The sequence below is a fragment of the Geodermatophilus amargosae genome, assembly GCF_041028265.1.
GTDB classification, from domain to species: domain Bacteria; phylum Actinomycetota; class Actinomycetes; order Mycobacteriales; family Geodermatophilaceae; genus Geodermatophilus; species Geodermatophilus amargosae_A.
The window spans coordinates 216,210-236,224 of sequence record NZ_JABGCW010000009.1 but is presented as its reverse complement, the minus strand read 5'-3'; the positions used below and the strand labels follow the sequence as shown (position 1 = coordinate 236,224).

The 20,015-nt window shown below is 73.8% G+C and carries 14 protein-coding genes and 1 tRNA gene; 10 read left to right on the top strand and 5 right to left on the bottom strand.

Annotated elements, in window-relative coordinates:
• Window positions 1-30 precede the first annotated feature (30 nt).
• The 8 genes from HLV61_RS12490 to HLV61_RS12455 all read left to right on the top strand — a co-directional run bounded on the left by HLV61_RS12490 (window position 31) and on the right by HLV61_RS12455 (window position 9,260).
• Window positions 31-837, top strand: a complete 807-nt coding sequence (locus HLV61_RS12490; protein WP_369255818.1) for an ABC transporter ATP-binding protein — start codon at window positions 31-33, stop codon at window positions 835-837.
• Window positions 838-999: 162 nt separating this feature from the next.
• Window positions 1,000-2,760, top strand: coding sequence for a glycoside hydrolase family 2 protein (locus tag HLV61_RS12485; protein WP_369255816.1), 1,761 nt, complete (start codon window positions 1,000-1,002; stop codon window positions 2,758-2,760).
• A 104-nt stretch (window positions 2,761-2,864) separates the two neighbouring features.
• Window positions 2,865-4,394, top strand: coding sequence for an ABC transporter substrate-binding protein (locus tag HLV61_RS12480; RefSeq protein WP_369255814.1), 1,530 nt, complete (start codon window positions 2,865-2,867; stop codon window positions 4,392-4,394).
• Entirely contained in the window at window positions 4,391-5,335 is a 945-nt protein-coding gene (locus HLV61_RS12475) for an ABC transporter permease (protein ID WP_369256031.1), read from the top strand. The genes HLV61_RS12480 and HLV61_RS12475 overlap by 4 nt, the downstream gene beginning before the upstream one ends.
• The gene (locus HLV61_RS12470; protein WP_369255812.1) at window positions 5,332-6,270 is read left to right on the top strand and encodes an ABC transporter permease; all 939 of its coding nucleotides are present in this window, start codon (window positions 5,332-5,334) and stop codon (window positions 6,268-6,270) included. Before HLV61_RS12475 ends, HLV61_RS12470 begins: the two co-directional genes overlap by 4 nt.
• On the top strand, window positions 6,267-7,334 hold the full coding sequence (locus HLV61_RS12465; protein ID WP_369255810.1) for an ABC transporter ATP-binding protein: 1,068 nt from the start codon (window positions 6,267-6,269) through the stop codon (window positions 7,332-7,334). Before HLV61_RS12470 ends, HLV61_RS12465 begins: the two co-directional genes overlap by 4 nt.
• Window positions 7,331-8,416, top strand: coding sequence for an ABC transporter ATP-binding protein (locus tag HLV61_RS12460; RefSeq protein WP_369255808.1), 1,086 nt, complete (start codon window positions 7,331-7,333; stop codon window positions 8,414-8,416). The genes HLV61_RS12465 and HLV61_RS12460 overlap by 4 nt, the downstream gene beginning before the upstream one ends.
• 91 nt (window positions 8,417-8,507) lie before the next feature.
• Window positions 8,508-9,260, top strand: a complete 753-nt coding sequence (locus HLV61_RS12455; RefSeq protein WP_369255806.1) for an MIP/aquaporin family protein — start codon at window positions 8,508-8,510, stop codon at window positions 9,258-9,260.
• Between the two features lie 11 nt (window positions 9,261-9,271).
• On the opposite strand, the gene HLV61_RS12450 is transcribed toward HLV61_RS12455, so the two are convergent.
• Window positions 9,272-11,065: a helicase-related protein gene (locus HLV61_RS12450; RefSeq protein WP_369255804.1), complete on the bottom strand. Its 1,794-nt coding sequence runs from the start codon at window positions 11,063-11,065 to the stop codon at window positions 9,272-9,274.
• 184 nt (window positions 11,066-11,249) lie between these two features.
• Between HLV61_RS12450 and HLV61_RS12445 the strand changes: the two genes are divergently transcribed.
• Window positions 11,250-11,336: transfer RNA gene (locus HLV61_RS12445), tRNA-Ser, on the top strand.
• A gap of 76 nt (window positions 11,337-11,412) precedes the next feature.
• Here the strand turns inward: HLV61_RS12445 and HLV61_RS12440 are convergent.
• From HLV61_RS12440 to mobF, 4 genes are all read right to left on the bottom strand, one after another.
• Window positions 11,413-12,363 carry a site-specific integrase gene (locus HLV61_RS12440; protein WP_369255802.1) on the bottom strand — a complete coding sequence of 317 codons (951 nt, stop codon included), beginning with the start codon at window positions 12,361-12,363 and terminating at the stop codon, window positions 11,413-11,415.
• 241 nt (window positions 12,364-12,604) lie between these two features.
• A complete protein-coding gene (locus HLV61_RS12435) occupies window positions 12,605-12,853 on the bottom strand; it encodes a helix-turn-helix domain-containing protein (RefSeq protein WP_369255800.1) in 249 nt (82 codons plus the stop codon).
• A gap of 145 nt (window positions 12,854-12,998) precedes the next feature.
• On the bottom strand, window positions 12,999-13,223 hold the full coding sequence (locus tag HLV61_RS12430; RefSeq protein WP_369255798.1) for a helix-turn-helix domain-containing protein: 225 nt from the start codon (window positions 13,221-13,223) through the stop codon (window positions 12,999-13,001).
• A gap of 159 nt (window positions 13,224-13,382) precedes the next feature.
• Window positions 13,383-17,009: a MobF family relaxase gene (mobF, locus tag HLV61_RS12425; protein WP_369255796.1), complete on the bottom strand. Its 3,627-nt coding sequence runs from the start codon at window positions 17,007-17,009 to the stop codon at window positions 13,383-13,385.
• 1,316 nt (window positions 17,010-18,325) lie between these two features.
• Here mobF and HLV61_RS12420 point away from each other — a divergent pair.
• Window positions 18,326-19,549 carry an eCIS core domain-containing protein gene (locus HLV61_RS12420; protein WP_369255794.1) on the top strand — a complete coding sequence of 408 codons (1,224 nt, stop codon included), beginning with the start codon at window positions 18,326-18,328 and terminating at the stop codon, window positions 19,547-19,549.
• Window positions 19,550-20,015 lie beyond the last annotated feature (466 nt).

Here is a 20,015-nt window from a genome sequence, read left to right as displayed (position 1 = left end):
CCACCCTCTCCTCCGCTCGGAAGGCGCCTCATGACCGACCTCGACGTCCGGGGTGTCCGCAAGGTCTACGACGGTCGGACCCGCACCGTCGAGGCGGTGCGCGACCTGACCTTCACCGTCGCGAGCGGCGGGCTCGTGTGCCTGGTCGGGCCCTCGGGCTGCGGCAAGACGACGCTGCTCAAGATCATGGCCGGTCTGCTCGAGCCGACCTCCGGGGAGGTCTTCCTCGGCGGGCGGCGGGTCGACGGCCCGCCGCCGGACATGGCCGTCGTCTTCCAGGAGTACGGCCGGTCGCTCCTGCCCTGGAAGACCGTGCGGGACAACGTCGAGCTCCCGCTCCGGCAGAAGAAGGGTCTGACCTCCGCCCGCCGCCGGGAGCTGGTCGCGGAATCGCTCGCCGCCGTCGGTCTGACGGAGGCCCACGTGGCCTATCCGTGGCAGTTGTCGGGCGGCATGCAGCAGCGGGTGGCGATCGCGCGGGCCATCGCCTACGAGCCACGGGTCCTGCTCATGGACGAGCCCTTCGCGGCCGTCGACGCCCAGACCCGGGCGGACCTGGAGGACCTCATCCGGGACCTCTGGCACCGGTTCCAGGTGACCACGCTGTTCGTCACGCACGACATCGACGAGGCCGTCTACCTCGGCCAGCGGGTGCTGGTCCTGTCGAAGTCGCCGACCGTCATCCGACAGGACCTCGTCATCGACCTCCCCGACCAGCGGGACCAGCTGCACACCCGGTCGTCGCCGCGGTTCGCCGAGCTGCGGGCGCAGGTCTACTCGCAGATCCACCGGCCCCGGATCGACCCCGCCGTCCCCGAGGGGGTCCCCGCGGGCTGAGTCGCCTGCGGGCCGTCGCGGCCCGGGGCGGAGAGGCGTCGGCGCGCGCCGCTCGTCGACCTGCGGCTGGGTGCGACCGCCGGAGACGACCGCAGGTCGACGTCCGGCAGCGCTCCCGGGCCGGGCCGTGCGGAGACCGCCGGGGTCCGGTGAGGTGGGCCCATGGCCAGCCGGACCGATCCGACCGCCCACCCCCGCCCGCTGCTGCGCCGGCCCTGGCGCTCCCTCGACGGCGAGTGGCAGTTCGCCGCGGACCCCGACCTCACCGGCACACCCGGATCCGTGCGCTTCGACCGCACCATCCGCGTCCCCTTCGCCCCGGAGACCCCGGCCAGCGGCGTGCACCGGACCGGGCCACTGCACCGCGCCTGGTACCGCCGCCCGCTGCCCGGCCGGCAGGGCGACCGCCGCACCGTGCTGCACTTCGGCGCCGTCGACCGGGTGTGCGACGTCTGGGTGGGCGGCGCGCACGTCGCCGCGCACGAGGGCGGCTACACGCCGTTCCGCGTCGACGTCACCGACTCCCTCGGCGACGGCGCCGACCTCGTCGTCCTGGCCGACGACGACCCCCGCGACCTCGAGGCGCCGCGCGGCAAGCAGGACTGGCGCGACGAGCCGCACGAGATCTTCTACCCGCGCACCACCGGCATCTGGCGGACGGTGTGGCTGGAGTCCGTGGCGCGCGAGCACGTCACCGACGTCGTCTGGCGCGGCGACCCCCGCACGATGTGCGTCGACGTCCGCGTGGAGCTGTCGGTCCCGGTCACCGGCGCCCGGCTGCGCCTGCGCCTCCGGCACGGCGGCCGGCTGCTCGCCGACGACTCCGTCCTGGTCGACGGCGCGGTGGTCGAGCGGACCCTGCAGGTGGGCGACGGCGGTCCCGACGACCGCCGGCACCTGACCTGGGAGCCGGGCCCGGACCCTGTGCTGCTCGAGGCCGAGGTGGCGCTGGTCCGCGACGACGGCGAGGTGCTCGACGAGGTGGCGAGCTACACCGCGCTGCGCTCGGTCGAGGTCGACGACGGGCACCTGCTGGTCAACGGCCGCCCGGTGCCGCTGCGCCTGGTGCTCGACCAGGGCTACTGGCCCGCCACCGGCGCCACCCCGCCCGACGTCGCCGCGCTGCGCCGCGACCTGGAGCTGACCCGCGCGCTGGGCTTCACCGGCGTCCGCAAGCACCAGAAGACCGAGGACCCGCGCTACCTCGCGCTCGCCGACCGCATGGGCGTGCTCGTCTGGGCGGAGATGCCCTCGGCCCACCGGCCCGGCCCGACGGCGAGCGCCCGGCTGCTGCGGGAGTGGGCCGACGTCGTCATCGCCGCCCGCGGGCACCCGAGCGTGGTCGCCTGGGTGCCGCTCAACGAGTCCTGGGGCGTGCAGGAGGCGGCCACCGACCGCGCCCAGCGCGGCCTGGTCACCGCGCTGGCCGCCACGGCCGACGCGCTCGACGGCACCCGCCCGGTCTCGGCGAACGACGGCTGGGAGGCCCTCGGCGGGCAACTGCTCGGCGTCCACGACTACGAGCAGGACCCGGCCGTGCTCGCCGCCCGCTACGCCACCGCTGCGGACCTCGAGCGCCTGGCCACCGGACGGCGCCGGGACGGCCACCTGACCGACCTCGACCGGGCCGGTGTCGCGGGGCGCGCCGTCGTCCTGTCGGAGTTCGGCGGCGTCGCGCTGGGCGCCGGCGACTCCGACGCCGACCGCACCGAGCCCTGGGGCTACGCCGACGCGCGTTCGCCGGAGGACCTGCTCGAGCGCTACCGCGGCCAGTGGGCGGCGGTGCACGCGAGCGCGCTGGCCGGCGCCTGCTGGACGCAGCTCACCGACACCTACCAGGAGGTCAACGGGCTGCTGACCGCCGACCGGGTGCCCAAGTGCGACGTCGAGGCGCTCCGGCGGGCCACCGTCGGCGGGACGTGACGGGGTGATCACGGGCGCGCAACGATCACCGCCTCGACCTGCGGAACCCCTCCGGCCGGGCCAGGGTCGGGACCGGACGCGCCAGCCGAGCTCCGGAGGTCCCCGTGCGCACGAACCGGCTCCTGACCCTCGCCGCGGCCGCGGCCCTGCTCCTCACCGCCTGCGGTGGCGGCGGGGAGAGCGTCGACACGGGGGGAGGGGGCGGCGGGGGCGGCGAGAACGTGCTGATCGCGGCGGTCAGCGCCGAGCCCGACCAGTTCGACCCGCACGTGACCAACGCCTACGCGAGCTTCCAGGTGCTGGAGAACGTGTACGACACCCTCGTGGTCCCCAGCGCCGAGGACCTCACCATGCAGCCCGGCCTGGCCGAGTCGTGGACGACCAGCCCCGACGGGCTGAGCTGGACGTTCACCCTCCGCGACGGCGTCACGTTCCACGACGGCAGCGAGTTCGACTCCGCCGACGTCGTCTACAGCTTCCGGCGGATCATCGACGAGGAGCTGTCGAACGCCTACCGGTTCGCCACGGTCGCCGACGTCACCGCGCCCGACCCGCGGACCGTCGTCATGACGCTGACCCGGCCCACCCCGAACCTGCTCGAGCTCATCGGCTCGTTCAAGGGCATGTCCATCGTCTCGGAGAACGCCGCCGACGAGTTCGACCTGCAGAGCGAGGCCAACGGCACCGGCCCGTTCCGGCTGGGGAGCTCCGACGCCAACGCCACCGTGCTCACCACGTTCGACGAGTACTGGGGCGGCGCGCCGAGCATCGACGGCGTCGAGTTCCGCTACATCACCGAGCCGACGTCGGCGCTGACCGCGCTGCGCAACGGCGAGGTCCAGTGGACCGACAACGTCCCGCCGCAGAACGTGGCCGACCTCGAGGGCGACGAGGAGGTCGAACTCGGCTCGGTCACCAGCGTCGAGTACTTCTACATGTCCATGAACTACGCGGTGCCGCCGTTCGACAACCGGGACGTCCGCCGGGCGATCGCCACGGCCATCGACCGCGACGAGGTCACCCAGGCCGCCCGGTTCGGCGCCGCCCAGCCCAACCAGACGGCGATCCCCGAGGGCAGCCCCTGGTTCCTCGAGTACGCGCCGTTCACGCCGGACGAGGACGCCGCCCGTCAGTTGATCGAGCAGGCCGGCGTGCAGACGCCGCTGACGATGGGCCTGATGGTCACCGACGAGTACCCGGAGACCGTGGCCGCCGCCCAGGTGATAGCCAGCCAGCTCGAGCCGATCGGGATCGACGTGGAGATCCAGGAGGAGGACTTCGCCACCTGGCTCGACCGGCAGTCCGAGGGCGACTTCGACGCCTTCATGCTCAGCTGGATCGGCAACATCGACCCGGCCGACTTCTACGAGAACCAGCACCTGTCCACCGGCGGCAGCAACTACCAGGGCTACGGCAACCCGCAGGTCGACGACCTGCTCACCCGCGCCGCGACCGAGCCCGACCAGGCCGCCCGCAAGGCCCTCTACGACCAGGCCGCGCAGGTCGTCGTCGACGACGTCAGCTACCTGTACCTCTACAACCCCGACGAGGTGCAGGCCTGGGCGCCGGGGCTGACCGGCTACCAGGTGCGGGCGGACTCCGCGATCGACTTCGAGAACGTGGAGCTGCCCTGACCGGCTACCTGCTCCGGCGGGCCGGCCAGGCCGTCGTCGTCCTGGCCGGTGTCAGCGTCCTGGTCTTCTCCCTCATCCACCTCGTGCGGGGCGACCCGATCCGCCTGGCCCTCGGCACGCGGTTCTCCCAGGAGACCTACGACGCCCTGAGGGAGCGCAGCGGGCTGGACCTGCCGCTGGTCCAGCAGTACCTCACCTGGGCCGGACGGGCGGTCACCGGCGACCTGGGGGTCAGCTTCCGCAGCGGCGACACCGTGACCTCGCTGATCGGCGAGCGGCTGCCGGCCACCCTGACGCTGGCCCTCGCCTCGCTGGTCGTCGCGCTGGTCATCGCGCTGCCGCTGGGGATGCTCTCGGCGCTGCACCCGCGGTCGCTGATCGACCGGGTGGCCACCGTCGTCAGCCAGTTCGGCATCTCGGTGCCCGACTTCTGGCTGTCGATCATGCTCATCCTCGTCTTCGCCGGGGTGCTGGGCTGGCTGCCCTCGGGCGGCTACGTCCCGCTCACCGAGGACCCGCTGGGCTGGCTGCAGCGGCTGGTCCTGCCCGCGGTGGCCACCGGCGTCGTCTCCGGCTCGGTCATCACCCGGTTCGTCCGGTCGAGCATGCTCGAGGCGCTGGGCCAGGACCACGTGCGCACGGCGCAGGCCAAGGGCGTCCCGACCCGGCAGGTGCTCACCTGGCACGTGCTGCGCAACGCCCTGCTGCCGCTGGTCACCGTCACCGGCGTGCAACTGGCCTACCTGCTGTCCGGCGTCGTGGTCGTGGAGATCGTCTTCTCCTGGCCCGGGCTCGGGCAGCTGGCCTACCAGGCGGTGCGCGACCGCGACTTCCCGGTGCTGCAGGGCGCCGTCCTGCTCTTCGCCCTGGTCTTCCTGGTCATCAACCTGCTGGTGGACCTGCTCTACAGCCGCATCGACCCGAGGATCGCCCGCCGATGACGCAGCTGCCGACGCCGGGCGCTGCCCCGGCGGCACCCCCGCCCGCCGAGCCCCTGCCGACGGCGGCCCCGGCCCGCCCGCGCTGGCGGGAGACGCTCGGGCTGCTCGCCCGCAACCCCACGGCGGCCGTCTCCGCCGTCGTGCTGGTCCTGATCGTGCTGGTCGCGGTGTTCGACGAGACGCTCGCGCCCGACGGTCCCAACGAGCAGGACCCGTCGCTGCAGCTGCAGCCCCCGAGCTGGGCCCACCCGTTCGGCACCGACGAGTTCGGCCGCGACGTGTTCAGCCGGGTGATCCTCGGGGCGGCGACGTCGCTGCGGGTCGGGTTCCTCTCCGTCGCGTTCGCCCTGGTGGTGGGCACGCTGATCGGCCTGCTCGCCGGCTTCTACGGCAGGTGGGTCGACGACGTCCTCATGCGGCTCATGGACGTGCTGTTCGCCTTCCCCGCCGTGCTGCTGGCCATCGCCATCGTGGCCATCCGCGGCGCCGGGCCGGCCAACGCGATCCTCGCGATCGGCATCGTCTACGTGCCGATCTTCGCCCGGGTCACCCGCGCCAGCGTGCTCGGCGTCCGCGAGGAGGTGTACGTGCGGGCCTCGCGGTCGGTCGGCGCCTCGGACTGGCGGCTGATCACCCGGCACGTGCTGCCCAACGCCGCGCCGCCGATCATCGTGCAGACGTCGGTCAGCCTGGCGTTCGCGGTGCTGGCCGAGGCGGCGCTGTCCTTCCTCGGCCTGGGCCCGCGTCGGCCCGACCCGTCGTGGGGGCTGATGCTCGCCGACGGCCGCGGCTTCATCGAGCAGGCCTGGTGGTACGCGGTCTTCCCCGGGCTGGCGATCGTCGTCACCGTGCTGTGCTTCAACCTGCTCGGCGACGGGCTGCGCGACGTCCTCGACCCGCGGCAGCGCACGCTCATGGCCGGGAGCGGCAGGTGAGAGAGCTGCCCGGGTCCGCTGCCGCGCCGGTGCTGGAGGTCGAGGACCTGCGGGTGGACCTGCGCACCCCGCGCGGGACCGCGCACGTGGTCAACGGGCTGAGCTACACCGTGGGGCCGGGCGAGACCGTCGCCGTCGTGGGGGAGTCCGGCAGCGGCAAGAGCGTCTCGGTGCTCGCGCTGCTGGGCCTGCTGCCGGCGCGCACGGCCACGGTGACCGGCCGCGCGCTGCTGCAGGGCGAGGACCTGCTGACCATGACGCCCGAGCGGCTGCGGCAGGTGCGCGGCCCCGGCGCCGGCATGGTGTTCCAGGACCCGATGACCTCGCTGAACCCGGTGCTGACCGTGGGGCGGCAGCTGACCGAGGGCCTGCGGGCGCACGGGCCGGTGTCCAAGGCGGCGGCCCGGGCGCGGGCGGTCGAGCTGCTCGGCGAGGTGGGCCTGCCCGACCCCGGGCGCGCGGTCGGCCGCTATCCGCACGAGCTGTCCGGCGGGATGCGCCAGCGGGTGGTGATCGCGATGGCGCTGGCCAACTCGCCGGCGCTGCTCATCGCCGACGAGGCGACGACGGCGCTGGACGTGACGGTGCAGGCGCAGATCCTCGACCTGGTCGAGCGGCTGCAGGACGAGCACGGCACCGGCGTCGTCTGGATCACCCACGACCTCGGCGTCGTGGCCGGCATCGCCGACCGGGTGCTGGTCATGTACGGCGGGCGCTGCGTGGAGGACGGCACGGTCGACGACGTCCTCGAGCGGCCGGTGCACCCCTACACGCGCGGCCTGCTCGGCGCGCTGCCCGACCTGGCGACCGCCGACGACGCCGACCTGGCCACCATCGCCGGCACGCCGCCCCCGCCCACCGACCTGCCTGCCGGCTGCGTCTTCTGGCCGCGCTGCCCGGTGCGCGGGGACGCCCGCTGCGAGACCGAGCAACCGCCCCTGGCCGTGGTGGGGAGCCATGATCGCGCTCAAGGCGGGGACGGGGACCGCCATCATCGCGACACAGGCCCCCTGGGGCTGCCGCACCGGGCGGCGACCTGGTGCGCGGAGGGGGAGGCGTCGTGACGTCGCCGGCCGAGGGGACGCCGGACGTCCTCGTCTCCGCGCGCGGGTTGGAGGTGCACTTCCCGGTCCGCTCGGGCGGGCCGCTGCGCCGCACGACCGGTGCGCTGCGCGCCGTCGACGGCGTGGACCTCGACGTGTACCGCGGCGAGACGCTGGGTCTGGTGGGGGAGTCCGGCTGCGGCAAGTCCACGCTGGGCAACGCGCTGCTGCGGCTGGTCCCGCCGACCGGTGGCACGGTGACCTTCGACGGCCTCGACGTCACCGCGATGGGACGCCGGCAGCTGCGGGACCTGCGCCGGCGGGCCGGGATGGTGTTCCAGGACCCGTTCGCCTCGCTCGACCCGCGGCGCACCGTCGCGCAGACGGTGTCCGAGCCGCTGGAGGTGCACGGCCTGCACCCCGGCCGGCAGGCGCGCGCGGCCCGCGTGCGCGAGCTGCTGGAGCTGGTCGGCCTCGACCCGGCCGTCGCCGCCCGCTATCCGCACGAGTTCTCCGGCGGTCAGCGGCAGCGGGTGGGCATCGCCCGTGCGCTCGCCGGCGAGCCGGACTTCCTCGTCTGCGACGAGGCGATCGCCTCCCTCGACGTCAGCGTGCAGGCCCAGGTGCTCAACCTGCTGCGCCGGCTGCAGCGGCAGCTGGGGCTCACGCTGCTGTTCATCTCCCACGACCTGTCCGCGGTGCGGCACGTCTCGGACCGGATCGCGGTCATGTACCTGGGCCGGGTGGTCGAGGTCGGGCCCGCGGCCGCCGTCGCCGCCGGGCCGCAGATGCCCTACACGCGGGCGCTGCTGTCGGCGGTGCCGCTGCCCCACCCGCAGCTCGAGCGGTCCCGGCAGCGGATCGTCCTGCGCGGCGACGTCCCCTCCCCGTCGCGGGTCCCCAGCGGCTGCCGGTTCCGCACCCGCTGTCCCGACGCCTTCGAGCCCTGTCCCGACGTCGACCCGGCGCTGCAGCCGGTCGGCTCGGCGCCCGGGCACGTCGCCGCCTGCCACCTGCACGGCGTCGTCGGGACACCGGTCGACGGCGCCCGGGAGGCCGGCGGCACGGGCGCGACGGCGGCCGAGGTCCGCGGAACGGGCTGATCCCGGTACCCGACCGGCCGTTTGCCCCCGTCGGCGGAGGGCACCGCCACCCTGGCCGGCGCAGGGTGCGCCGCCGGAACGGGGACCTCTGATGGCAACGAGCAGGACCAGCCGGGCGGCGCCGACCACCGGCCTGTACGGCAGCAGGATCGGGCCCAACGCCGGGCGTGCGGCGCTCACCGAGTTCGTCGGGACGGCGATCCTGGTCTTCGTCGGCACCAGCACCGTGGTGGCCGGGCCGGCCACCGGCAAGACCCTCTACGAGCTGCTGGGCGTGGTGCTGGCCTTCGGGCTGACGCTGGTGGCGCTCGCCGCCGCCCTCGGCCACGTGTCGGGGTGCCACCTCAACCCCGCGGTCACGCTGGGACTCGCCGTGACGCGGCGCTTCCCGTGGCCGGCCGCCGGCGCCTACGTCGCGGCCCAGCTCCTCGGCGGGGTCGCGGGCGCCGCCGCGACGTGGGCGGCCTACGGCTCGGGCGCCCGGGACGAGGCGGTGCTCGGCGCCACCACGCCGCAGGAGGGCGTCTCCGTGGGCCAGGCGTTCTTCGTCGAGGCGCTGGTCACGTTCATCCTGGTCCTGGTCGTGGTGTCCGTCGCCACCGACGCCCGCGCCGAGTCGGCGATCGCGCCGGTCGCCGTGGGCTTCGCCCTGGCCGCGGCCGTCTTCGCCGCGGGCCCGCTGACCGGCGGCGCGGTCAACCCGGCGCGCGCCTTCGGCCCGAACCTGCTGGCGGGGCAGCTGTCGTCGCTGTGGATCTACCTGCTGGCCCCGGTCGTCGGCGGCGTCCTCGCGGCGCTCGTCTACGACCGGCTGCTCTCCGCCGGCGAGCCCCCGGAGGCGTGACCGCCCCGGGGTCAGCCCCGGCCGCTGCGGCTCGGGCGCCGGCCCTGCCGTGAGCCCGGGCGCGCGCCCCGGTGGCCGCCGTCCCTCCCGGGACCGCGGCCGCGGGGCGCGCTGCACGGGCGGCAGGTGCTGACCCAGGGCGCCACGGCGGTGCCACAGGAGGAGCACGATCCCGATCCGCTGAGCGCGATGGCGTCGGGGAGCAGCTCGCTGATCGCCTCGGCGCACTCCTCCTCGACCCAGGCCGCGTCGTCGCCGTCGAGGTCCGCGACGCCGGGGAACTGCCGCAGCAGCGCCTGGGCGTCGCGCGCGGCCGCGGCCGCCTGCTCGAAGTCCTCGACGCCGCCGTCGACCGGGACGTCGGGCAGCACCAGCTCGGGGGGCACCGGCAGGCCGGCGGCGTGCCGCAGCGCCGCGCGGGCCAGCACCAGCCAGCGGGTGCGCCGGGGCGGGTCGTAGTCGATCGGCAGGCTGACCAGCCGCCAGACGGTCTGCAGGTCGCCGACGGCGCCCAGCGGCCCGCGCAGCAGCGGCAGCAGCGCCTGCACCCGCAGCACCAGCTCGCCGACGTCGTCCGGGGTCACCGCCTGCCCGCGGGTGGCCGTACGGGCCCACGCCTGCCAGCGCACCAGCGCCTCGGGCAGCTCGGCGGCCTCGAGGGCACCGAGGTCCTCCAGCTCCGGGCGCAGCCGCGGCAGGCGGTCGGGCAGGTCGCTGGGACGGTCGCCGCGGGCCACCTCGGCGCCGACGGACACCAGCGCGAGCGACGGCGACAGGCCCGCGACACCGGCGAGGACGCCGGCCGTCCCGTGCCCGGTCAGGCCGTAACGGCCGGCCCGCCCGGCGATCTGGGCGGCCTCCCAGCTGCGCAGCGGCCGCATCCGGGTGCCGTCGTACTTCATGGTCTCGGCGAACAGCACGGTCGTGGCCGGGACGTTGATGCCGTGGCCGATGACGTCGGTGGTGACCAGGACGTCGAGCTCTCCGGTGGTGAACCGGTCGATGACCTCGCGCCGGGTGGCCGGGGGCAGCGCGCCGTAGAGGACGCCGACCTTCCCGGGCCGGTGCCTGTCGAGCTCGGCGGCGACGGCGTAGACCGCCTTGCGGGAGAACGCGACGACCAGCGTCTGCGGGCGGACGCTGCGGGCGCGGACGGGCGCGGCCAGCACGTCGAGCCGGGACAGCCGCCGGTGGTGGACGACGTCCACCTGCCCGGCGTCGGCGACCAGCGGGGACAGCGTCGGGTGCGCCTCGGCGGCCGAGATGACGTGCATCTCGCGGTACTCGCCGGTGAGCAGCAGCTTGGCCCAGTGGTGGCCGCGGTCGGGGTCGGCGACCCAGTGCGACTCGTCGAGGACGAGCAGCTCGCCGCGCATCGGGGCCTTCTCCACCGTGCAGCAGACGATCGGCGCGAAGGGGTCGACCTCCTCCTCACCGGTGGACAGGCCGACGGCGCCGGGCGGCAGCTGGGCGGCCAGCTTGAGGTAGGCCTCCTGGGCCAGCTGGCGCAGCGGCGCGGCGTAGACGCCGGCGCCGCTGGCGGCCAGGGCCTGCAGCGACTCGTGGGTCTTGCCGGAGTTGGTGGGGCCGAGGTGGAAGACGACGTGCTGCGGCGGCGCGGTGCGGACGGGCAGCTCCGGCGCGGCACCCTCGACCCAGGCCTGCTGGGCGCGGCGCTCCTCACGGGCGGCCGTCCGGGCGGCCTCGCGGGCCTCGTCACGGGCGGCGTCGCGGGGGGTGTCCCGGGGATCGGTGGTGTCGGCCGTCGTCCGCAGCGGTGGGCGCTGCCCGGCGGGCGGGCGCACGCGGCGGCGGGAGGCGGAGGGCTGGGGAGCGGTCTCGGGCAGGAGGGGTCCTCGGATCGGCGGACGGGAGCCGGCGCGCGGGGGCGCGGCCTGACCCCGGAGCAACACCGGGGACCCCCGGATCATGCCCGCCGGGCCGGTCGAGGGGTGCACCCCGTCCGGCGGGGTTAGCCTCGACCGGCCAGGAGGGCTCGCCTAGAGGCCGATGGCGGCGGTCTTGAAAACCGCTATGGGGTCACACCCATCGTGGGTTCGAATCCCACGCCCTCCGCTTCTGAGCAGCGGTTTTGTGCCGCTCGAGGGCCTCCGGCAGGGGCGCCTGGAGCTGCAGGTCACTCGCGTGCCCGCTACGTGCCCGTACGGTTCGGGGTCGTGCCCGCTGCGAGGCGCCCCAGGCGGGCCGCGACCTCGGCGTCGCGCCGCTCGGCCGCGTGCTGGTAGATCATCGCCGCGCGGGACGACGAGTGGCCGGCACGTCGCATCACCTCGGCCAGGGTCGCCCCGCTCTGCGCCGCCAGGGTGAGCCCCGCATGCCGTAGGTCGTGCAGATGGACGTCACGTAGGCCGGCTACTCGCCGGGCCGTGCTCCAGGCGGCGTGGACGTGATGGGCACGGAGGGTTCTCCCATCCCTGCGCACGAACAGCCGAGCGGTGGGAAGCGCCGGGGAGCGGGTGTTGAGGTGCTCGACCAGCGCTGAAACACCTTGCGGGGGGAGGTGGACGACGCGCTGGCTGCCCGCCTTCGGGGGGCCCTCCAGGGGGCCCGTGTCCGTTTCCACGACCTGCCGCTGCACGGCCACGGTGCCGGCATCCAGATCGATGTCGCCGATGCGGAGGGCCAGTAGCTCGCCGAGACGCAGGTGAGCCCAGAAGGCCAGGTCGACGAGGCCCCGGAGGTTCTCCGGCATGTGCGCGGAGAGGCGCTGCACCTGGTCGATGTCTAGCAGCGGTCGCTCGTCACTGCGGGCCTGGCCCGCACCCTTGATCCGGCAGGGATTCCGGGGGAGCGCGTCGTCGGCCACGGCCGTGGCCAGGATGGCATGGAGGAGGGCATAGGCCTGCCTGGTCGCCGTCGGGCCGGTGGCTGCGCTCGTCTCGGCGTGCCACCGCCGCACGGCGGCCGGGGTGATGCGGTCCAGCGGCAGGCCTCCGAGGGAGGGGTGCACCCAGCGGTCAAGAGAGTTCTGGTAAGTCTCGCGAGTTCGCACGGCGAGGGGACGACCCCGAACGGTCCGCTCCGCCAGCCACGCCTGGCTGTACTCGCGGAGCTGACGCCGCTGCGCAACGGGTCGAGCCATACTCCGCGGCCCATATCGACCTCCACCGCGGCCAGGAAACGTGCCGCGTCGGTCTTGCTGGCGAATGTGTTCGGTGCTGCCCGGTCCCGGCCGTCCGGGCCCGGGTAGCGGGCCTGCCACCGGCCGGAGGGCAACCTGCGCACGCGACCGAAACGCCTCCTGCTGCGGCTTGCTGGCATGCTCCGACCTTGGCCGATCTGGGGCTGCGCTGGGAACTCGTCTGTGGACGCCGGTCGACGCCCTACCGGCAGGGCACCCGGCCGGCCGCTACGAAGGCGTCCAGCGCGCAACGCTCGAGGCGTACGTGCTTGCCGAGCTTGACGTAGGCGATCCGCCGCTCGCTGATGAGGCGGCGGACGAAGCGTTGCCCGGTGCCCAGGTACTCGCTGGCTTGGCCGATGGTGAGCAGCTGAGCAGGGGCGCCGTGGGACGGGTGTCCGTGGGCGGATGCCTGTGGTGTCGCGCTCCTCGGTGAGGTTGGCCGGGCCATGGTCAGCGCCCGCCCGCCGTGAGGGTGGCGCGGGCGCTGCCTGGCCGGGCCCTGCGGCGGGGTCCGAACGTGCCGCTCAGGGGCGCGTTCGCCGGAGAGATGGTTCCTCCGGTTTCTCGGCGGGTGTGCCGGTGGTGGCGCGGGTTCACCTACGGTTCTCCGGGTCGGTGGTGGGCTGGCTGTGCTGGGCGTCGATCCAGGTGTGCAGGTCGTCGCGGCGGTAGAGGACGCGGCGGCCGAGGCGGAAGCTGCGCAGGCCGGTGCCCAGGTGTCGCCAGTAGCGCAGGGTGGCGACGGGGGCGCGCAGGAGGTCGGCGGCCTCGGTGATGGTGAGCAGGTCGGGCTCGCGGTCGGTGGCGGGCTGGGTCATGGCGGACTCCGGATCTGACGCTGGTGACCTCACGCCTGGAGAAGGCGCCGTGTCGGGCCGTTTGGTGACAGCTCACCGCCAGGTTTCTGCGGCGGTCTCCGGTTCTCCTCCGGTACTCCTCTCGTCGCGTCGGCGGCCGTTCACCGGAGGTCCGCGCGGTCAGCGCCCGAGGGACGGGCCGGCACCTCGATCTTCGGCGGGCGGCCCGGGGTGGTGCGACAGCTGAGGGCCGCCGATGTGCACCGCGGAGGCGGCCGGGCGCGGGGAGCTCGACCGGATCTGGTGGCGTGTGGCGTCTCGTGCCGCACGCCAGGCGTCGCGCTCCGCGGCGAGCCGGTCGGCCGACTGGGCGGCCAGGGTCGGTTCGGCCTGCAGCAGGTCGATACGCGCCCGTGCCACGGCCAGCCCGTGCCGGTGGGCGGCGATGTCCCGGTCGAGGTCGGCCAGCTTGCCCGCCGGGTCCTGAGCACGCCCGATCGCACCGAACCAGCCCAGCTCGTCCTCGCGCCGCCGGCCGGCCTCGGCCAGCGCTTGTCGCGACTGCTCGTGCTCGTGGCGGGCGGCGTCAGCGGCCGCCCGCAGGACAGCGTGGTCGGGGTGGGCGTCTTCGGCCGCGCGGCGTGCGGCAGCGCCGAACGCGGTGGCCAGTGCAGGCCGGTCGTCGGACCGGTCGGCGTACTGGGCGAGCCGGCCGGGGTCGGCGGGCAGCTGCGGTAGGTACGGGCGCCACCGGTCGGCCCAGTCGGCAAGCTGCCCTGTGGCGTGGGTGACCGCGGCCCGGCGCAGCCGGAGCCGGCCCGGGCCATCCAACACCACCCGGGCGGCGGCGCGGGCCGCGTCCCGGTCGCTGTCCCAGAGACCGAGCAGGTCCGCGCGGATCCGCTCCGCGTGCGCGGTGACCGCCCGTCCACTGACCTCCACCTGGCGCGTGGCTCGGTGCGCGGCGGCGGCCGACATCTGACACCTGGTCTTCAGGGTTGCGATCCGATCGGCGTGGCCGGTGTGGATCGTGACGACCTCGGCCAGCCGGTCGCGCAGCGGCTGCAGCAAGGTGAGCCGATCCAGGCAGCGCCGCTGCGCCGTCCACGCCTCGTGCAGGTCGGCCAGGACCTCCTCTAGTGGGCGGGGTGCGGCGTAGCGGGCGGCCTCGGCGGCGGCCAACTGCGCGGCGTGGCCGGGGCCTAGATCGGCCCGATCGCGGCCGAACACGGCGACCCATTCTTCGCGTGCTGTGGCCAGGTCCGGGGCGATGAGGTGGGCGGTGTTGGCGGTGCGGCCGCGGGTCATCCCGACGTAGGCGGTTGCGGCGCCGGTGTGCTCGCCGATCACGAGGTGCGCGGTGGTGACGGTGTTGCCTTGCACGCCATGCGCGGTGCTGGCGTAAGCCAGCTCGACGTGGGCGGTGACGTAGTCGGCAGGCAGCACCCGCTTCCGCATGGACGAGGTGACACCGGCCGGGGTGCCGTTTGGGGCGGCGGGGGTGACGGCGACCCGGCCGTCGCGGTCGACGGCGGTAACCGTCCAGGTGTCGCGGTTGGCGACGGCGAGGTGGCGGTCGTTGCGGCGGGTGGCGATCCGGTCGCCGACGCCGATGCGCTGCCCGCTGCGGGTGACCGCCACCCGGGTGTCGTCGACGTGTCCGTCGGCGACCAGCCGCTGCCGGATCGCGGCGCTCAGGTCGGCGGCCTGCTCGCGGGTGTCGACCACCACCGCTACCTCTTGCCCTGAGCCGTAGGACCTGGCCGCGGTCGCGGCAAGCGACTCCTGTAGCGCCAGCGAATCGGGGTGGAGACGGACCTGGCTGCCGGTCACAAGCGCGTCGAACACCCCCGCAGGGTCGGCGCCGGTGCGCATGGCCAGGGTCAACGCGGCGTACTCGCTGTCCGGTGCGGTCCGCCCGGTCTGGTCGGTGCGGACGAAGCGGTGCACCGCATCCAGGGTCAGGTGGCCGGCCGGGTCGACCTGGCGCACGGCCAGGTCCAGCATGCCGCCGCGGCCGACGGCGGCCAGCTGGTGGCGGTCACCCAGCAGCGCCAGCCGGACTCCGGCCTCGTCAGCGACGGTGAGCAGCGCGCGGGCGGTGTCCTGGTCGAGCATGCCGGCCTCGTCGACGACCAGCAGATCCCCGGTGCGCAGCCGGGCTGCCTGCGCCGGCCCGGCATGGAGAGCCCCGGTGAGCGGGTCGGGGTCACCGGCGGCCAGCTGGGTCCAGGCACCATCCTTGTCCCACCGCCACCCGTGCTGGTAGGCCAGCCACGCCGCGGATCCGGCGGCCGTGCCGACCTCGGCGGCGGCGACCTGGGCCGCCTTCAACGTCGGCGTCACCACCGTCAACTGGCGACCTTGCGCCTCGAGCAGGCTGCGGGTGGCGGCCAGCATGGTGGTCTTGCCCGCGCCGGCCGCGCCCTCGATCACCACCAGCGGCAGCTCCCCGGCCAGCGACGCGGCCGCGGCAGCCTGTCCGGCGTCCAGCCGCTCGAGAACGGACGACGGCACCGCCGGCTCCCACTCTCGGGACGGACTGGTCTCAGACGGAGCGCTACGGGCGGCGAACCGGGCCGTGAGGTCGTCCTCGACGTCGAGCACCGGCTGGGAGGTCCACGCCCGGACATGCTCAGGCACCCCTGCTCGGTCCAGCAGCGGCACACACCGGGCCATGGTGCGGGCGGTGAGGTCCTCGGCAAGCTCCATCCGTATGCCGGCGTCGACGACGACGCCTGCGGCGGCGATCAGCTGCTCCACCTCGCCCCGGACATCGGCGGCGTTCCACGCCGAGCGGCCGGCGGCCAGCCCCGCCAGCACCCGGCCGACCGCCCCGTCGCGGTCCAGCGCCCCGACCGGCGTTGGTATCAGGTGCCTCGGCCGGTCGGGGTGGCGGTAGCCGAGGGCGGCGAGTTCGCCTACCCACCGGGCGGTGAGGTCCTCCCCGGCTTGGGGGGTGACCTTGTCGGGGCGATCCTCGGCCCAGGCGCGGGCGTCCCAGGCGCGGCGCAGCGCCGGCCCCGGCGTTTCGCCGGAGTGCGCCGCCGTCCATTCCCGCTCGTAGCGGTCCACATTCCGGCTGATTTGCGCCGCACGCGCGCTGAACGCCCCGACGACATCCGAAAGCTGCCGTATCTCTCTGTCGGCGTCCAACGTGTACCCGTGCGCGGCCAGCGCGGCCCGAAATTGCGGGTCGCAAGCGACCGCTGCGTGCCCAATGCCATTGATCGCGGCGAGGAAGTCACGCATGCCGACGGTGTGCAGCCCCCGCCATTTCCCGCCGGCGTACACCCGCGCGTTGACCTGCAGGTGGAGATGGCGGTGCGGATCGCCGGCGCGAGAGGTGTAGTGCCGCACCGTCACCGCCTCCAGCACCTCCACCGGCACCTGCACCTGCCCGCCCCGCGGGCCGACGCGAGTGGTGGCATGCTCGCCGAGCCAGCGGATGATCTGGCCGGCGGCGCGGTCCTGCGCGGCGTCGTAGGCGGTGGCGACATCGGGGTGCAGGGCGGCGGCCAGCGACCAGGACTTCGGCCCGTTGACCACGACCTCGACGGATCGCACCGCACGGTCGTCGGTGCGCAGCAAGCCCCGCGGTTGCTCAGTGTCGGGGTCCAGGCCGGCAACCCAAGCCTGATAGCCGTCCCCCGCCAGCGGCGCCAGCTCCGTCACCCGGCCGTCGGGGCCGGTGGTGTAGCGGCGGGCGATCCTGGCGCCCTCGGTGAGGTAGTAGTCATCCGCCCGGCCCCGGTCGGCCTCCACGTTGTGCCGAGCAGCCGCCGGCGCGCCGGCGTAGATCTTCATCCCTCCATGCATTTTCAACACCACCCGATACTGACCAACACGTCACCCCCAGAAACGGCGAAGGGCCCCGCGAAGCGAGGCCCGACTTACCTGCGAAGGTAGCATGTGTGCCGTTCTTCAGTAAATGCTTGGGTGCTGATTACCAATGTTGATAGGTGTCAGATTTTTGGCTGAAGCGGTCGCGAAGGTTGATAAGCGATGAACATCTATGACTGTAGAAGGGCTCAGTCGGTGCAAGGGCACGAAGATGGCGCCTTGGCAGGCCCACGGACGCCGGAGCGCGCGAAGGCTCAAGCTTGCCGCCAGGCCTCTGGAGGCAAGACCGCAGTCACGCGCTCCTCCGGCTCAAGCGCGCCGGCACCAGCGACGTGCTGCGGTCAGCGAAGGCGATCGACAGGCGAGGCCTCGCGCCGGTGGCCAGCGGTGTCCCAGAAGGCGGCCTATGGGACACCTGTCAGCCGTCGCGGGTCAGCGGTGGGACGCGGAGTAGGGCGACGAGGCTCCCGAACTGCCTCACGGCGGTGATCCCGGCGCGGGAGCCCGCGATTACTCGCGAGCAGGTGTTCAAGCTTCCGGAGTCAGGTGGACTACATAGGTCCATCCCTGCACCGACCAAGTGGGACAGGTGTCCCGCACCGAGGGCATGGGCCCAGTGAGTGACCACCATCAACGCCGCGATCGATCCCACCGCTTTGGGCAGCGACGGCCGACCCGGACGCCGAGCAAGCAACGGGCGTCGCAATTGCCCTCGACGTCGCCCCGGACCACTGCACGGCCTCAGTGACGGCCGCGTGGCGCCGACCCGATGGAGCCCGCACGTCGCCCTTCCTCACTGGCGCGAAAGACCCGAATGGGCGGTCGACCGCTGCGGCATTGGTGCGGTCGCGGCGCGGCCGGCTACTGAAGTCAGACTAGGACCGCCGGCCCGCTCCCTAGCCTCGCGCGGGTCAGGATGAGCGAGATGACGGTTGCCTGCCGGCTCTATGTCGAGGCGTTCGCGGTGCTGGCCGCCGCCGCGCGCACCGTTCGGCACGGCAACCAACTCGGACCCATCGACGCGGTGACGGTCGCACGCTGTTGGACCTCCGGCGACACCGGCCAGCGCATGCTCCGCGGTAAAGACCCGCAGGTGTGGGCGGCTCGAGGGACACCGCGACACATACGAATCCCGTCCGGCCGGGGGCTCCATTTGAGTTACAGAGGGTGCTCCTCACCGCGCCGACACCGAGCTGGTCTGCTCCCCCGCGGTTGTGACGTGGTGGTGACGGTCGTCCGACATGCTTCGCCGTGGTGGCCGAGGAAGGGGCCGATAGACGATGCATGCTTACGAGCGGCGCCCGGACCGGGCGGTGTCCAATGCGGCCGCAGCACCGCGTCGGACGGGACGGCCGCTGGACGGCCCGGTGCGCGCGGCCATGGAACTCTACTTCGACCACGACTTCAGCACGGTCCGCGTGCACACGGACGAGGAGGCGGCGAGGAGCGCCGAGGCCGTGAACGCGCGGGCGTTTACGGTCGGTCACGACGTGGTGTTCGGTCATAGGCAGTGGGCGCCGGGCACGAGCGTCGGGTCGCGGCTGCTCGCCCACGAGCTCACCCACGTGATCCAGCGCGGCGGGATGCATGATCCGCCGTCACGCGTCAGCCGCCCCGGCGACGATGCAGAGCGGGAGGCCGCCGCGACGGCCAACAGCTTCGCCCCCGGGGCCGATCGTTCGCCGAGGCGGATCGGCGCCTCAGCACCGGCCGACGTCCTCCACCGCGAGGAGAAGCCGGACAACACCCATCTCGAGCGGAACCGCTTCAACATCGTTCCAAAGGGCGTCCTCGCGCCCGTGGGCGACGCGTCTCCGGAGTTCCAGTACCGCGAAGGGCACAGCAACAGCTACACCGACGAGGCGGGCCGGCGCTGGGATCTCGTGCCCGACTGGGAGTCGGTGTACCACCAGCCGCCCGGACACAGGGAGACCTCGAACCCGTACCCCAACAAGAAGCTCCTCCATAAGGACGCGAGCGGGGGCTCGTCCGAGGCCATCAGGCAGCCCGACGGGACCTACGTCACGACCGGCCCCCTCCTGGGCACCTACAACTTCGTGCACCCCGAGGGTCTGCTCGGCAAAGTCGGACACTTCTTCGCGGATGTCGTCCCGCACGAGGTCGGCGGCGGCAACTACGCCGCATTCGCACCACCCGACCCCGCCCGGGTCGGCGACGTGGACACCTACCGGCAGCGGTACGAGGCACAGGTCGCGCCGATCGGTTCTCGTTCGGTCGTCAACCGCACCGATCCGTACGACCGGCAAGTGTCGATCATGACGGGCGTCGTGTGGCTGCAGTTCGAGTCGGAGGAGGTCCTGGCCCTGGCCAGGGTCAGGAACGGCCAGCTGTTCTTCGTCTCGTTCGTCGACGCCGGCCTGGCGGACGCCGCCATCGCCCGGGGCACGGCCCGCCAGCCAAGGGGAATCCAACACATCCCGGCCGCCGAGCCACACATCTTCGGCGTGCCTACATCGGTCTCGACCGGCGCGGCTCGGCGGTAGGACCGCGACCGCACCCATCCGCGGCACCCCGTCGACGACCGGGTCGCAGCGTTCCTCGCCCGCCCTCGACTGCCGCTTTGCTTAGCCGCCTTGGGGAGTTGAACCCCAAACCCTCGGCAATTCTGCCGTCGGGAAGTAATTGGCCTATTTCATCCGGTACGCCCGCTGTGCTCGCGCCACCAGAAGCCTCGATCACGGGTTCACGGAAGCCCGGGAGGAGCTGGTCAGTGCGGCGGGGCACCAGAAGGGCACCGCCCGCCGCGGTACTAGATGACTGATTCCAAGGGGTCCCGGCTGCGGCCGGTGTGATCACGGGCGAGGGTGTTCAGGCTGGGCGTTGCTAACATAACGTCGAGCCGGAGGCCCTCGTGGACGCCGACCTGGACGCCCTCGCGACCGCACTGTATGCCCGCACCGATGATCTGCTGAAGGCCTCGCCGCAGAGGCGAATCCAACTATGCCAGCG

What these genes read in the sequence shown, in the direction of transcription:
- HLV61_RS12470 (WP_369255812.1), top strand. Translation starts at nt 5,332, where the DNA reads ATGACGCAGCTGCCGACGCCGGGCGCTGCCCCGGCGGCACCCCCGCCC.
- HLV61_RS12420 (WP_369255794.1), top strand. Translation starts at nt 18,326, where the DNA reads ATGCATGCTTACGAGCGGCGCCCGGACCGGGCGGTGTCCAATGCGGCC.
- HLV61_RS12435 (WP_369255800.1), bottom strand. Translation starts at nt 12,853, where the DNA reads ATGGCCCGGCCAACCTCACCGAGGAGCGCGACACCACAGGCATCCGCC.
- HLV61_RS12485 (WP_369255816.1), top strand. Translation starts at nt 1,000, where the DNA reads ATGGCCAGCCGGACCGATCCGACCGCCCACCCCCGCCCGCTGCTGCGC.
- HLV61_RS12490 (WP_369255818.1), top strand. Translation starts at nt 31, where the DNA reads ATGACCGACCTCGACGTCCGGGGTGTCCGCAAGGTCTACGACGGTCGG.
- HLV61_RS12430 (WP_369255798.1), bottom strand. Translation starts at nt 13,223, where the DNA reads ATGACCCAGCCCGCCACCGACCGCGAGCCCGACCTGCTCACCATCACC.
- mobF (WP_369255796.1), bottom strand. Translation starts at nt 17,009, where the DNA reads ATGAAGATCTACGCCGGCGCGCCGGCGGCTGCTCGGCACAACGTGGAG.
- HLV61_RS12455 (WP_369255806.1), top strand. Translation starts at nt 8,508, where the DNA reads ATGGCAACGAGCAGGACCAGCCGGGCGGCGCCGACCACCGGCCTGTAC.
- HLV61_RS12440 (WP_369255802.1), bottom strand. Translation starts at nt 12,363, where the DNA reads ATGGCTCGACCCGTTGCGCAGCGGCGTCAGCTCCGCGAGTACAGCCAG.